This window comes from Amycolatopsis sp. NPDC088138, from assembly GCF_044741685.1.
In the GTDB taxonomy this organism is placed as follows: Bacteria; Actinomycetota; Actinomycetes; order Mycobacteriales; family Pseudonocardiaceae; genus Amycolatopsis.
The window spans coordinates 853928-867688 of sequence record NZ_JBIUTB010000004.1 but is presented as its reverse complement, the minus strand read 5'-3'; the positions used below and the strand labels follow the sequence as shown (position 1 = coordinate 867688).

Sequence of the window (13761 nt, the reverse complement as noted above, 5' to 3'; positions counted from 1 at the left end):
GGTCAGGCCTGCCTCGCGGTCTGGCGCTGCCGGCCGAGGCCGTCGATCTCCAGCTCGATCACGTCGCCGTCGCGCAGGTACGGCTTCGGGTCGGGCTGGCCGAGCGCGACACCTTCGGGCGTGCCGGTGTTGATCAGGTCACCGGGGCGCAGCACCATCACCTGGCTCAGGTGGTGGATGATCTCGGCCACGGAGAAGATCATGTCCTTGGTCGAGGAATCCTGCTTCTTCTCGCCGTTGACCCACAGCCGCAGGCCGAGGTCCTGCGGGTCGGGCACTTCGGCCGCGGGCACCAGCGCCGGGCCGAGCGGGTTGAAGTTCTCGCAGGACTTGCCCTTGTCCCACTGGGCGGTGCTGAACTGGAGCGCGCGCTCGGAGACGTCGTTCGAGACGACGTACCCGGCGACGTGGTCCAGCGCTTCGTCAACGTTGTCGAGGTAGCGGGCGGTCTTGCCGATGACGACGCCGAGCTCGACCTCCCAGTCGGTGCTGACCGACTTGCGCGGGATGAGGACGTCGTCACCCGGGCCGACCACGACGTCCGGCGCCTTCATGAACACGACCGGCTCGGTCGGCGGCGTCGCGCCGGTCTCCTCGGCGTGGCGGCGGTAGTTCATCCCGATGCAGACGACCTTGCCGGGCTGGGCGATCGGCGAGCCGACACGCAAACCCGTCACGTCTTCCTGCGGCAGCTCCCCCGCGGCGAGCGCGGCGGCCACGCGGGCGACGCCGCCGGCAGCGAGGAACCCGCCGTCGACGTCGGCGGTCAGGCCGCTCAGCCCGTAGGTCACGCCGTCGTCGGCGCGGACGTACGGACGCTCACTACCCGGCTCTCCGAGACGTACAAGCTGCACGGATGTTCCCTTCACCAGCACGACCAGACATCCGATGTATATCGCAGACAGGGCCGTCGATCCAGAGCCCTTGCGTAATCGACGCGAAATTGGTCGGATCAGTGTCGCTTCACGACCCGTCCGAGCACGGGGTGTCACCACTCACAGGCGGAATAGCCCTGGTCACTGCGTCGCTGCTCCGTTGAGTGACCCTAGGAGGCCGATGACCACCGCAGCGGAACCTACCGCGCCGACCCGGCGCGCGCAGCTGAAGTTCGTCCTGATCCTGGGCGGGCTCTCGGCGTTCGGGCCCCTGTCCATCGACATGTACCTGCCGGCGCTGCCGCAGATGGCGGGCGACCTGCACGCCGCGGACACGACGGTGCAGCTGACGCTGAGCGCGTTCATCGTCGGCCTCGCGCTGGGCCAGCTGGTGCTCGGGCCGCTGTCGGACGCCCTGGGCCGTCGCGGGCCGCTCCTCGTGGGGCTGGTCCTGTACGTCCTCGGCTCGGTGCTGTGCGCGGTCAGCCCGGACGCGTGGCTGCTGGTCGCCGCCCGGGGCATCCAGTCCCTCGGCGCCGCCGCGGGCATCGTGATCGCCCGCGCCGCGGTGCGCGACCTGTACTCCGGCACCGCGATGACGAAGTTCTTCTCGACGCTGATGCTGGTCAGCGGCCTGGCCCCGATCCTCGCCCCGCTGATCGGCGGGCAGCTGCTGAACTGGACGTCCTGGCGCGGGGTGTTCGTCGTGCTGACGGTGTTCGGGGCGGTGCTGCTGGCCGTGGTGGCTTTCTTCTTGCCGGAGCCGCTGCCCGCATCCCGCCGCTCGCCCGCGCGGCTGGGCCGCGTGATGAAGACGTACGGGCGGCTGGCGGTGGACCGGTCGTTCGCGGGTTACGCGCTGGCCTCCGGCCTGCTGTTCGCGTCGATGTTCGCCTACATCTCGGGGTCGTCGTTCGCGCTGCAGGGGGTGTACGGGCTGAGCCCGCAGGCCTACAGCGTGGTGTTCGGCGCCAACGGCGTCGGCATCGTGCTGGCGGGTCAGCTGAACGGCCGCCTGGTCGGCCGGATCTCCGAGCGCACACTGCTGCTGTCCGGCCTTCTGCTGGGCGCTCTCGGTGGCATCTTCGTACTGGTGTCGGCGTGGGCACACCTGCCACTGGCCGCGCTGCTGGTGTCGTTGTTCCTGCTGGTGTCGAGCATCGGCCTGGTCATGCCGAACGCGAGCTCCCTGGCCCTGGCCGAACACGCCCGTTCGGCGGGCGCGGCGTCGGCGCTGCTGGGCGTGCTGCAGTTCGTGGTGGGCGGCGTGGCGACACCGTTGGTGGGTTTGGGCGGGCCAGGAACGGCCGTCCCGATGGCGGCGACCATCGCGGGGTTCGCGTTGCTGGCGCTGGTCGCGTTCCTGACCCTGACCCGGCCGGCGATCAGGCCAGATCCGCTGTCTTGAGCCGGTTGTTCACCTCTCTCGAGCCGTCATCGATCGATCCCAGATCGACTCGCATGGCGTTCGTGAGTAGCTCGAAGGCGTCTACCGTGGGGTCCCAAACGTGGTCGAAGTTCCGCCCCCGCAGCTTCATGTCCGGCCGAGCGAGCCAATCGAGGGTCGCGCGGAGGCGACCGCCGAAAGCACGAGCTGCCGATGTGACGTCCTCGGAAGCGATGATGGCGCACGAGGTGACCAGATCCTGCAACCTGCGCAGCGCGCCGGCCAGCTCGTGAACGGTTTCCGTGTCGCCATCGGACTGACTGGACAGATAGGCGGAAAGAGCGGCCACGGCATCCGCGAACACCTGGGTGATCTTCAGGTAGATCTCTGCTCTCAACCCGAACAAGAGCTTCCGGCGTTCCAGCTCGCGCTGGTGCTCGAGCTCCTGGGCGAACCGCTCTCGTTGCTGCTCCAGCTCGGTCGCCGATCTCCTGTTCGCGCTTCTCGTCGTCAACCACGTGGTGATCGACGCCGTCAGAAGGGCGACCAACGCTGTCGTACCGGCGACAGCGATGGTCAGCCAAGCGGGGGTGTTGTTCATGTGAGCAGGCTTGGCTCTCAGCCGATGTCCGCGAGGTTCCCTGTCTTGAGCTGCTCCGCCGTCACCTTCGTGCGGCCGTCGACCAACGCGCTCAAGGCATCCCCGTCGTCCCACATGTTCACGTTCATCGCCGCCGAGACCTGACCGTCGCGGAGCCAGAACGCCGTGAACTCGCGTGACGCAAGGTCTCCGCGCACCACCAGCTCGTCCGCAGCCGGGTCCGCCAGACCCCGGTATTCGCAACCCAGGTCGTACTGGTCCGTGAAGAAATACGGAGACGCGAGGTAAGGCTCGTTCTCCCCCAACAGGTTCTGCGCCACGTACGTGCCCTGGTCCTTCGCGTTCTGCCAGTGCTCCACGCGGATGCGGCGGCCGTAGCGCGGGTGGAAGTGGGCGGCGATGTCGCCCACCGCGTAGACGTCCGGGGCCGCCGTGCGCAGGCCCGCGTCCACCGCGACGCCGCCGTCGTCCGACAGTTCCAGGCCCGCCGCGTGGGCCAGCTCGCCCCGCGGGGCCGCGCCGACCGCCACCAGGACCACGTCCGCCTGCAGCTCGTCGCCGTTGCCCAGCTTGACGCCGCGGACGCCGTCCGGGCCGCCGGTGATCTCCGCGACCTGCTCGCCCAGGCGCCAGTGGACGCCGTTTTCCGTGTGCAGGTCCCGGAACACCCCGCCGACCGTCTCGCCGATGACGTTCGCCAGGGGCACCGCCACCGGGTCCACCACGGTGACGTCCGCGTTGTGCGAGCGCGCGGCCGCCGCGGCTTCCGAGCCGATCCAGCCGGCACCGATCACGACCACGCGTTCCGCCTCGGCGAACGCGGACCGCAGCTTGAGGGCGTCGTCGAGGCTGCGAAGCGTGTACAGGCCCGGCAGGTCGCCGCCGGGGATCGGCAAGGTGCGCGGGCGTGAGCCGGTGGCCAGCACCAGCCGGTCGTAGCGGTGCTCGCCGCCCGCGTCGTCCAGCACCAGCCGCGCGCCCAGCTCGACGCGGGTCGCGGTGACACCGGGAGTGAACCGGATGTCCTTCTCCGCGTAGAACTTCTCGTCGTGCACCCAATCGGGTTCATCCGTGGTGCCGAGCAGCACGCCCTTCGACAGCGGCGGCAGCTCGTACGGCCGGTGCGGATCGGACCCCATGAGCAGGACTTCGCCGGTATAACCGCGTTCGCGCAACGCGGCCGCGGCGGACGCACCGCCCAGGCCCGCTCCGACGACGACGATCTTCCGCGGCTCCGACATCCTGACCTCCACCGGCGACAGCAATCCTGGCGCGAACCTACTCCCGAACCCGCGACACCACATCCCGGTACGCCGGAACCTCTCGTTCCGCAAGGGAAAACTCGCGAGTAGGCAAATCGGGTGAACCGGCGTCATGGCCCCGTGGCGGGCCCATCCCACCCCCGCACGAAGCACACCCATGAAGGACCCACGAAGGAATCGGAGGCGGCGACCGTGAGTCGGGGCGAATGGTCGGTCACCTGCCGGGATCTGGCCGGCAGGCGCAGGGACGTGACGGTGTTCGTCAGCAACGACAAGGTGGTGCTCGTCGCGCCACCGGGCGAGGCGGCGGTGCTCGGGCCGCTGGACGTCGGACGGCTGCGGGCCGCCCTGCGTGACGCCATCGTGGCGACCGCCGACGACAAGGTGGAAACCTGACAACTACCGTTCCTACTTTCCAGTAGGTTAGAGTCGGCCCCACGACGACGAGCGCAAGGGACCGGCCATGACCACCTACTTCGTGACGGGCGCGACGGGCTTCCTCGGGAAACGCCTGGTCGCCCGGCTGCTGCGGCGGCCGGAGACGTCCGCCGTGTACGCACTCGTGCGTGAGACCTCCCGGGAGCGGCTGGCCGTGCTCGCGGAAGGCACGGACAAGCTCCATTCCGTGGTCGGCGACCTGACCGAGCCGCGGCTCGGCGTCGATCCCGCCGGGCTGCCGCACCTCGACCACGTCGTGCACCTGGGCGCGGTCTACGACCTCACCGCGGACGAGGAGACCAACCGGCGCGCCAACGTCGAGGGCACCCGGCACCTGCTCGCCTTCGCCGCGACGGCGGAGGCAGGGCTCGTGCACCACGTGTCCTCGATCGCCGTCGCGGGTGACCACGCCGGGCGCTTCACCGAGGCCGACTTCGACCTCGGCCAGCGCTTCGGCTCGCCGTACCACGCCACGAAGTTCCAGGCCGAGAAGCTCGTCCGCGAGCAGCCGCTGCCCCACCGCGTCTACCGGCCCTCGGCGGTCGTCGGTGATTCGCGCACCGGCGAGATGGACAAGATCGACGGCCCGTACTACTTCCTGCCCGCGATCTCGCGGCTGGCGGCGCTGCCCCGGCGTCTCCCGCTGGCCGCGCCCGATCTCGGCGCGACCAACCTGGTGCCGGTCGACTACGTCGTCGAGGCGATGGAGTTCCTGATGCACCGGGACGCGCCGTCCGGTGCGACCTACCACCTCGCCGCCGCGCGTCCGCAGTCCCTGAACTCCGTCTACAACGCCTTCGCGCGCGTCGCGGGCGGGCCGACGGTCCGGGCCGTGCTGCCCGCGAAGCCGTCGAACGTGCTGCGCCGCGCGGGCACCCGGCTCGCGCACGCGGCCGCCGCCGGGATCGACCGCGTGCCCGGCGGGCGGGCGACCCGGGCCGCCGTCCTCGAAGAGCTGGGCATTCCCCTCGAAGTCCTGCCGCACCTGAGCACCGAGGTCGTCTTCGACACCGCGCGCACGACGACCGCGTTGTTCGGCAGCGGCATCCAGCTCCCGGAGCTGCGCGACTACGCCGCCCCGCTCCACCGCTTCTGGCGGGCACACCTCGACCCCGACCGCGCCCGCCGCACCCACGGCCTGGCCGGGCGGACGGTGCTGGTCACCGGCTCGTCGTCCGGCATCGGGCGGGCCACCGCCCTCGCCGTGGCGCGCAAGGGCGCGAAGGTGATCCTCGTGGCCCGGCGGGCTGACGAGCTCGACGACGTCCGAAGCGAGATCACGGCCGCCGGCGGCGTCGCGGCGGCGTACCCGTGCGACCTCACCGACGGCGACGCGGTCGACGCGCTGGTCAAGGACGTGCTCGGCGACCACGGCGCGGTCGACATGCTGGTCAACAACGCCGGCCGGTCGATCCGGCGCTCGGTTTCGCTGTCCACGGAACGGTTCCACGACTACGAGCGCACGATGGCGATCAACTACTTCGGCCCGGTCCGGCTCATCCTCGGGCTGCTGCCGTCGATGGCGCAGCGGCGCTTCGGCCACGTCGTCAACGTCACCACCATGGGCCTGCAGACCGACACCCCGCGCTTCTCGGCGTACCTGGCTTCGAAGGCGGCGCTGGAGGAGTTCGGGCTGGCCGCCGGGCGCGAGACGCTCTCGGACGGCGTCACCTTCACGTCCGTGCGGATGCCGCTGGTGCGGACGCCGATGATCGCGCCGACCGGCTACCGCGGGATCCCGTCGAGCAGCCCGGAACGCGCGGCCGCACTCGTCGTCAAGGCCCTCGAAGAGCGTCCCGCGATCCTCAGCCTCCCCGAAGGGCGGGCGGCCGAGCTGGCCACGCTCGCCGCCCCGCGGCTCTCCCGCTTCGCCGCGCACCTCGCCTACAGCGCGACGCGGGAGTCGGCGCCCGAGGCACGCGGGCTGCGGAGCCGGCCCGCGCCGGCGGCCGTCGCGGCGGCGCTGACCCGCGTTATCTGGCGCAGTCGTGCCTGATCCGTGCGAATTCCGGCAAAACCCTGGATTCACGACGACGGTACTTCTACCCTCGCGCGAGTCTCGTTCATCAGATCGAGCATGAACTGGGGAGTCAGAAATGCCGGAATCCACCGCTGGGGAACGCAGCACGACCGCCGCGATCGGCACGGCCCGCACCACGACCGGGTGACACTCACCAAGTCCGTGAAGGCCACCTTGAGGGACTCAGAGTCCCTCAAGGTGGCCTTCACGGCATGCGGGGCCGGCGTCGCCCCAGGCCGGGTGGACCGGGCGGGCCCGGTGGTGCGGTTCATCCCGGTGCCGACCACGGCCGCTACCATCGCTTCCCGGGTGTGATCGGGAGCGGAAGGCGGGCGGGCGTGGACGTGGCGAGTCCTGTGCGCGCCACCGCCGCCCCGGAACCCGTTCCCGCGACGCGGTCCCGGCCGCTGCTGCGCTGGAGCGTGCACGCCTGCTGGGTCGTGCTGCTCGCGCTGGCCACCGAACTGCGCGTCGGCCGCTTCGGCTTCCACCCGTCCGACCAGGGCTTCATCCTCGCCCAGGCCTGGCGGGTGCTGCAGGGGGAAGTGCCGCACGCCGAGATCATCTCCGCGCGCCCGCTCGGTTCCGCTGTCCTGCACGTCGTCGACTTCGCGCTGCCGATGCCGCTGTTCTTCGGGTCGAGCTTCCTGTCCATGATCGAGATCATCGTGGCGACGATCGCCTTCGCCGCGCTGGTCACCCGCCGCCGCGTGCTGGCCTGGGGGCCGGGCATGACGGCGATGGTCGCGGCGGCCTCGCTGATCAACCTCAACGCGTTCCCGCTGATGGCCTGGCACACGGTCGACGGCATCGCCCTCACCGCGTGCGGCGCCTGGGCCCTGGACGCGGGCCTGCGCGGCGACCACGCGCTCGCCCGGCGCGGCGGCCTGGCGCTGCTCGGCTGCGCGGTGTTCGTCAAGCAGAGCTTCGTGCTGGCCGCGGTGATCGGCGTCTTCTGGCTGCTGCTGCACCCGTCGACGCGAGCCGGGGCGCTGCGGACGGCACGCTGGTGGCGCCGCCTGGTCCTCGACTTGCTCGCGCTCGGCGCGCCCGGTCTGGCGTACGTGGCCTGGGTGAGCCTGGGCGGCGGGTTCTCGGAGATGGTCGAGCAGCTGACCGGCGGCGTGCCCGCGTACGGCGAACGGCTGCTCGGGCTGTGGCTGGACGATCCGGAGGTGCTGACCCGGGCGCCGGTGCGGGAGCTGAGCTTCTTCGCCGCGATCTCGGTGGTGCTGCTCGCGGTCCGGCTGCCGGGCGACCGGCTCGGCGCGGCCGGGCGCGCGGCGTCCTGGGTGCTGGTGCTGGGCGGCGCGACGGCCGTGGTCCTGACCGTGGTCGACGGCCGGTTCACCGGCTCGTCGCGCTGGGCGGACGTGCTGTGGTGGATCGTCGCGCTGAGCGTGCTGGTCAACGCGGCCGTGACGCGGAAGGTGCCGTGGGCCGGGCTGCTGGTGCTCGCGACCGGCTTCATGACCAGCCTGTCGTGGGGCAACGACACCCCGACCCTGCTCACCGGCACGCTCGCCCTGACGACGTTGCTGCTGCTGAGCGCCGTCGTCCCGCCGCGACCGCGGCTGGCCCGGCGCTGGGTGACGGCGACGGCGGGCCTGACGGCGGTGGCGGTGTGCGGCTGGGTCGTCGTCGCGCGGCACGACCAGGCCGCCTACCTCGACCTGAGCCACGACAAGCTGACCGAGGACCTCGGCGCGGTGACCCCGGCGATGAGCGGGATCCGCACGAACCCCTCGACGTTCCGGTACGTCCAGCAGATCCGCGACTGCCTGGCGGAGTTCCCGGCGGGCCGGACGGCGATCCTGCCCGACAGCTCGTTCGCCTACCCCGCGTTCGGGCTGCGCAACCCGTTCCCGCTGGAGTGGCCGCTGCCGCTGGAGATCGTCGGCGACGCGCCGCAGCGCATGCTGGACGAGGCCGGCGACCTCAACCGCGAGGGCGACTACCTGGTGCTGTTCCAGACGGATTCGATCCGGCAGCTCGCGACCGGCGGCCCGGTGCCCACGCAGATCCCGCTGGACACGCCGGTGTTCGACTACCTCGGGCTGGAGAAGGCGATTCAGGCGAAGCTCACCGGGCAAGCGGTGACCTGCGGGAGTTTTGTCGGGAAGTACGCGCGCTGATCAGCCTTCGTTGATCTGCTGGTGGATCCAGTTCGCGACGACGTCGACCCGCGCGATCACCTCGAGGCCGGGCTGGGGGCACGCCGGGCCGTCGTTGACGATCGCCACGAGGGTGCCTGTGCGGTCGTCGTCCGAGGTGAAGAACGGGCCGCCCGAATCGTCCTTGCACGGGCTGTTCTCGACGGTCCGCGTCACGACCGGCGCGGCTTCGAGGGTGGTCTGCCGGATCTTCGCGACGGTGAAGTTCCCGCGTTTGAGGTGATCCGACGGCGCGACGACGGTGGCCGACACCGACCCCCAGCCGGCGAACTTGAGCGGCTGCCCCTTCGCCGGCGGCTCGTCCGCGAGCTTCAGCGGGGTGATGCCGGTGATCGGCTTGCTCAGCTTGACCACGGCGAGGTCGTTGAGCGCGGACTGCCGGACGTCGATCACCTCCGCGGACTCACCGCCGGTGTCGCTGTCCTTGAGCTTCCCGAGCGTCACGGTCATGTGGTAGCGCGGCTTGCCCCCGACGCGGACGTCGTTGACGTCGTGGAAGCAGTGCCCGGCGGTCACGACCCACTCGGGATCGACGAGCGAGCCGCTGCACGCACCGCTGCGCACACCGCCGTCCGGGACCGGAATGTCCTGGGAAGTCAGCTTGGCGTTGAACGGAATCACCGGATCGGGCACCGGACGACTGAGCACCGGAGTCGTCGGACTACTCGCGGTAGTACTGCTTTGGGTGACAGCGGCATGACGTGGCGCATCGGCGCTCGCGATCAGCGACGCACCAAAAGTGGTGTAAGCGCAGGCCAGCCCGGCTCCCACGACAGCCGCGACAGCGGCAGCCCCCAGCCTCGGCCCGCGGCGGCCGCGCGATTTCGTCCTCACTCTTATGAGTACGTATGCCAGGCCGAGATGGTTGCGTGATCTACTCCACGAACAAGTCGCCTGGGCCGCCGGACGCCGGCGTTGCAAGGGCTGGTTCGAGCATTTCGACCGATAGCGCCGAAACCGCGAGCTAGTCCACGAACAAGTCGTCCGGCGTGCCGGAGGCGAGAGCCGCGAGAGCCTCCAGCGCCGCAGCCAGGGTCTCGACCGGCGGCGCTGACACCGCGATCCGCACCGCGTTCGGCGCATGCCCCGGCAACACCGCATACGCCGACGCCGGGGACAACGCGATCCCACGGCGGGCCGCCGCCGCGACGAACGTTTCCGCTCGCCACTGCTCCGGCAGCACCCACCAGCGGTGGTACGACGCCGGGTCGCCCAGCACCGTGAAACCGGCCAGCTTCTCCTCCAGCACCGCAGCACGCGAAGCGGCGTCACGGCGCTTCGCCGTCTCGACCTCCGCCAAGGTGCCCGTCGTGATCCAGCGGGTCGCCGCTTCGAGCGCGAACCGCCCAGCCGCCCAGCCGCCTGACCGGATCGCCGACGCCAGCCGAGCCGTCCACGCCGGCGGGGGCACCAGGAAACCCGCCGTCAGCCCCGGGGCGACGCGCTTGGACAGGCTGTCCACGAACACCGTCCGCTCCGGCGCGAACGCGGCGAACGGGCGGACCTCACCGCGCAGGAACGTGTAGATGCCGTCCTCGATCACCGGGATGTCCAGCCGGGCCACGGCTTCGGCGAGGGCCGCGCGCCGGGACGGGGGCATCGTCGTGCCGAGCGGGTTGTGCAGGGTCGGCTGGACGTACAGCGCGCGTACCGGACCGGCCGCCTCCAGCGCCGCAGGCACCAGACCGTCGTCGTCCGTCTCGATCGGCACCAGCTCCACGCCGAGCCGCGCGGCGACGCCCTTGAGCACCGGGTAGGTCAGCGACTCCACCGCGAGCCGCTCCCCCACCGGCACGAACGCGGCGATCGCCGCCGCGATGGCCTGGCGGCCGTTGCCGGTGAACAGCACCGTCGCCGGGTCCGGGCGCCAGTCGCCGCGGGTGAGCAGCGCGGCCGCCGCCGTCCGCGCGGCCGGGGTGCCCGCCGCGCCGACCGGGTGCAGCGCCGCGGTCAGGACGTCCTGGCGCAGCAACGGTTCCAGCGCGCGGGCGAGGTTCGCGGACTGGCCGGGCAGCACGGCGAAGTTGAGTTCGAGGTCGACGCGGGCGTCCCCGGGCTCGGCGAGCGCGGGTTCCGGCGGCGGCTTCGCGGCCCGGACGAACGTGCCCCGGCCGACCTCGCCGACGGCCAGGCCGCGCCGGACCAGCTCGCCGTAGACCCGGGCGGCGGTGGAGTTCGCGATGCCGTGCTGCCGCGCGAAGCGGCGCTGCGGCGGGAGCCGGTCACCGGGACGCAGGCGGCCGGCTTCGATGTCGGCAGCGAGGGTGTCCGCGACGACGCGGTAGTCGTCCATGTCCACCTTCCCTGCTCGGCCGTCCCGGTCATGATCCCACCGGCCCGGATCCCGCTAGGTTGGGTCCCATGACCGACAACACCTGGGCCGCGGTCGACGAGTACTTCGCCGACGCCGTGCTGAGTCCCGATCCGGTGCTCGACGCCGCGCTGGCCGACTCCGCGGCCGCCGGCCTGCCGTCGATCGCCGTCGCCCCGAACCAGGGCAAGCTGCTGAACCTGCTGGCGCGCCTCGCCGGCGCGCGGTCGATCCTCGAGATCGGCACGCTCGGCGGGTACAGCACGATCTGGCTGGCCCGCGCGCTTCCCGCCGGCGGCAGGCTGGTGACCTGCGAGTACGAGCAGAAGCACGCCGACGTCGCACGAGCGAACTTGGCGCGGGCGGGCTTCGGCGAAGACGTCGTCGACATCCGCGTCGGCGCCGCGCTGGACACGCTGCCGACCCTCGACGGGCCGTTCGACTTCATCTTCATCGACGCGGACAAGATCAACCTGGCCGGGTACGTGAGCGCGGCGCTGGAGCTGTCGCGGCCGGGCACGACGATCGTGGTCGACAACGTCGTCCGGCAGGGCGCCGTGGTCGACGCGCAGAGCACCGACTCCTACGTCGTGGGCGCGCGGCGGATGTTCGAGCTGCTCGCCGCCGAGCCGCGGCTGGACGCGACCGCCGTCCAGACCGTCGGTGGGAAGGGGTACGACGGGTTCGTGCTCGGCCTGGTGCGCTGAGGTGTCACCGCCGCGGGCGGATCTCCGGCGGCGGCGCGAGCACCTTCCGCTCGCCGCCGCCGAGCGGGCGGATCGGCTGACCGTCGAGAGCTGCCGCCATGAACGTGCGCCAGATGTCGCCGGGGACGACGTCGCCGGTGAGCTTGGCGCCGGTCGCGTCCTTGAGCAGCCGCTCGTCGTCGGAGCCGATCCAGACCGCGGTGGCCAGCTGGGGGGTGTACCCGACGGCCCAGGCGTCCTGGTTGTCCGGGGAGATGCCGTGCTCGGCCTCGCCGGTGCGCAGCGCCGCCGGACGGCCGTCACCGAGCTTCGTGACCAGCGTGCCGGTGACGTCCTGGGCGATGCGGCGGCTCGCGTCGCCGTCCCCGCCGAAGGCCGGCCGCGCGGTGTCGGTGTGCTCCCAGACGACCGCGCCGCTCTCGTCGCGCACCTTCGCCACCAGGTGCGGCGTCGTGCGTACACCGTCGGCGGCGAAGGTCGCGTACGCGCCCGCCATGTCCAGCGGCCGCAACGGGTACCGGCCGATCGCGATGCCCGCGCCGATCAGGAAGCCGTCCTTCTCCCGCATGGTCGGCACGCCGTCGACGGTCTCCGGGATGCCGGCCTGCCGCGCGGCCTCGCTCACCGCGTCCGGGCCGAGCTGTTTCGCCAGGTCGATGAACGGGCTGTCGGCGTGGGTCTCCATGGCGGTGCGCGGGGTGCACTCGGGGCCGCAGACGGCCGGGTACTGGAAGCTCTCGCCGAGGAACTCCTGCTTCTCCGGTGACGGGAGCGGCTGGTCCGGGCCGTAACCACGGCGCAGCGCCGCGACGAGCGTGAAGGGGTAGAACGCCGAACCGGCCGCGTGCGGGGTGCTCGCGTAGTCGCGGACACCCTGGTCACCACCCTGGTAGGCGCGCACGGCCCCGGTCTTCGGGTCGACGGCGACGACGGCGCCGCGGAACTCCTTCGGCTCGCCCTTCAGCCTGTCCTGCAACGCTTTCTTCGCGGCCTCCTGCGCCTTCCGGTCCAGCGTCGTCTCGACGGTCATGTTTCCCTCCTGCAGCCGGCTGAGCGGGAAGCCGTCCTGTTCCAGCTCCGCCAGGACCTGCTGCTTGATGTGGAATTCGTCGTAGGTGACGCGGCCGGCGCGGGTTTCCGACGGCGGCTGGATCTCCGCACCGGGGTAGGCCATGGTCTCGTCGCTCTTCACGTAACCACGCGCGACGAGCTTGTCGTGCACGTACTGCCAGCGCCGCGCGGCGTGCGCGTCGCCGGAGGCCGCCGGGTCGTGCACCGACGGCGACTGGATCATCCCGGCCAGGAACGCGGCCTCGCTCCAGGTCATCGAGTCGTCGAGCTTCTTGCCGAAGTAGGCGTTCATCGCCGCGGCGGGCCCGAACGTGCCGCGGCCGAAGGAGATGATGTTGACGTAGCTCTCGAAGATCTGTTCCTTGCTCTGTTCCTGGGTGATCTTCGTGGCCAGCACGAGCTCGGCGAACTTGCGCCCGACTGTGGCGTCGTCGTCACCGGTGGACTTCTTGATGTACTGCTGGGTGATCCCGGACCCGCCGCCGACGCCGGTGAGGAACGCGCGGCCGATGCCGGTCGGGTCGAAGCCCTGGTTGTCCCAGAAGGTCGGGTCTTCGGTGGCGATGATCGCGTCGCGCAGTTTCGCGGGCACCTGCGCGTAGGGCACGAACATCCGGTCGCCGTCGGCCGGGATCACCTTGAGCAGCGGCGACCCGTCCGAGTAGTTCAGGACGACGGTCTTGTCGAGCCCGGCGAGGACTTCCTGCGGGCTGCGGACGTCGAGCACCAGGTAGGCGATCCAGAAGGCGATCAGGGGTCCGCCGATGAGCACACCGGCGGTCCAGTACCCGATCCGCCGGATCCGCCGCCACCGCCGTCGCCGCGGGGTGCCGGGCGTCGCGTCGGCGTCATCGGCGTCGTCGGGTTCCGTCGTCGTCGAGGTCACGAATGGATGACGCCCGGTCGGCTGAAAAG

The 13761-nt window shown here is 71.4% G+C and carries 11 protein-coding genes; 5 read left to right on the top strand and 6 right to left on the bottom strand.

Annotated features, from left to right (window positions below; all coding sequences use genetic code 11):
- Positions 1–2 precede the first annotated feature (2 nt).
- The gene (locus tag ACIOD2_RS24755) at positions 3–854 is read right to left on the bottom strand and encodes a fumarylacetoacetate hydrolase family protein (protein ID WP_400542270.1); all 852 of its coding nucleotides are present in this window, start codon (positions 852–854) and stop codon (positions 3–5) included.
- A gap of 202 nt (positions 855–1056) precedes the next feature.
- Here ACIOD2_RS24755 and ACIOD2_RS24750 point away from each other — a divergent pair, with 202 nt between their 5' ends.
- Positions 1057–2283: a multidrug effflux MFS transporter gene (locus ACIOD2_RS24750; RefSeq protein WP_400542267.1), complete on the top strand. Its 1227-nt coding sequence runs from the start codon at positions 1057–1059 to the stop codon at positions 2281–2283.
- Here the strand turns inward: ACIOD2_RS24750 and ACIOD2_RS24745 are convergent.
- A complete protein-coding gene (locus tag ACIOD2_RS24745) occupies positions 2261–2863 on the bottom strand; it encodes a hypothetical protein (RefSeq protein WP_400542264.1) in 603 nt (200 codons plus the stop codon). The two genes, ACIOD2_RS24750 and ACIOD2_RS24745, sit on opposite strands and share 23 nt — an antisense overlap.
- 17 nt (positions 2864–2880) lie before the next feature.
- On the bottom strand, positions 2881–4104 hold the full coding sequence (locus ACIOD2_RS24740) for an NAD(P)/FAD-dependent oxidoreductase (protein WP_400542261.1): 1224 nt from the start codon (positions 4102–4104) through the stop codon (positions 2881–2883).
- Positions 4105–4317: 213 nt separating this feature from the next.
- Between ACIOD2_RS24740 and ACIOD2_RS24735 the strand changes: the two genes are divergently transcribed.
- The 3 genes from ACIOD2_RS24735 to ACIOD2_RS24725 all read left to right on the top strand — a co-directional run bounded on the left by ACIOD2_RS24735 (position 4318) and on the right by ACIOD2_RS24725 (position 8718).
- Complete coding sequence (locus tag ACIOD2_RS24735) at positions 4318–4521, top strand: hypothetical protein (RefSeq protein ID WP_247062208.1); 204 nt, start codon at positions 4318–4320, stop codon at positions 4519–4521.
- Positions 4522–4588: 67 nt separating this feature from the next.
- Complete coding sequence (locus ACIOD2_RS24730) at positions 4589–6559, top strand: SDR family oxidoreductase (protein ID WP_400542257.1); 1971 nt, start codon at positions 4589–4591, stop codon at positions 6557–6559.
- A gap of 362 nt (positions 6560–6921) precedes the next feature.
- Positions 6922–8718, top strand: coding sequence for a hypothetical protein (locus tag ACIOD2_RS24725; RefSeq protein WP_400542254.1), 1797 nt, complete (start codon positions 6922–6924; stop codon positions 8716–8718).
- Here the strand turns inward: ACIOD2_RS24725 and ACIOD2_RS24720 are convergent, their stop codons facing one another.
- A complete protein-coding gene (locus tag ACIOD2_RS24720) occupies positions 8719–9390 on the bottom strand; it encodes a S1 family peptidase (protein ID WP_400542251.1) in 672 nt (223 codons plus the stop codon).
- Between the two features lie 331 nt (positions 9391–9721).
- On the bottom strand, positions 9722–11050 hold the full coding sequence (locus tag ACIOD2_RS24715) for a PLP-dependent aminotransferase family protein (RefSeq protein ID WP_400542248.1): 1329 nt from the start codon (positions 11048–11050) through the stop codon (positions 9722–9724).
- A 68-nt stretch (positions 11051–11118) separates the two neighbouring features.
- Here ACIOD2_RS24715 and ACIOD2_RS24710 point away from each other — a divergent pair, with 68 nt between their 5' ends.
- Positions 11119–11775 carry an O-methyltransferase gene (locus ACIOD2_RS24710; protein WP_400542245.1) on the top strand — a complete coding sequence of 219 codons (657 nt, stop codon included), beginning with the start codon at positions 11119–11121 and terminating at the stop codon, positions 11773–11775.
- Positions 11776–11779: 4 nt separating this feature from the next.
- On the opposite strand, the gene ACIOD2_RS24705 is transcribed toward ACIOD2_RS24710, so the two are convergent.
- Positions 11780–13732 carry a transglycosylase domain-containing protein gene (locus tag ACIOD2_RS24705; RefSeq protein ID WP_400542242.1) on the bottom strand — a complete coding sequence of 651 codons (1953 nt, stop codon included), beginning with the start codon at positions 13730–13732 and terminating at the stop codon, positions 11780–11782.
- Positions 13733–13761: the final 29 nt, after the last annotated feature.

Bases quoted from the DNA above. Each gene is read 5' to 3' on its own strand.
- ACIOD2_RS24750 (WP_400542267.1), top strand. From the start codon at position 1,057: ATGACCACCGCAGCGGAACCTACCGCGCCGACCCGGCGCGCGCAGCTG.
- ACIOD2_RS24745 (WP_400542264.1), bottom strand. From the start codon at position 2,863: ATGAACAACACCCCCGCTTGGCTGACCATCGCTGTCGCCGGTACGACA.
- ACIOD2_RS24715 (WP_400542248.1), bottom strand. From the start codon at position 11,050: ATGGACGACTACCGCGTCGTCGCGGACACCCTCGCTGCCGACATCGAA.
- ACIOD2_RS24740 (WP_400542261.1), bottom strand. From the start codon at position 4,104: ATGTCGGAGCCGCGGAAGATCGTCGTCGTCGGAGCGGGCCTGGGCGGT.
- ACIOD2_RS24710 (WP_400542245.1), top strand. From the start codon at position 11,119: ATGACCGACAACACCTGGGCCGCGGTCGACGAGTACTTCGCCGACGCC.
- ACIOD2_RS24730 (WP_400542257.1), top strand. From the start codon at position 4,589: ATGACCACCTACTTCGTGACGGGCGCGACGGGCTTCCTCGGGAAACGC.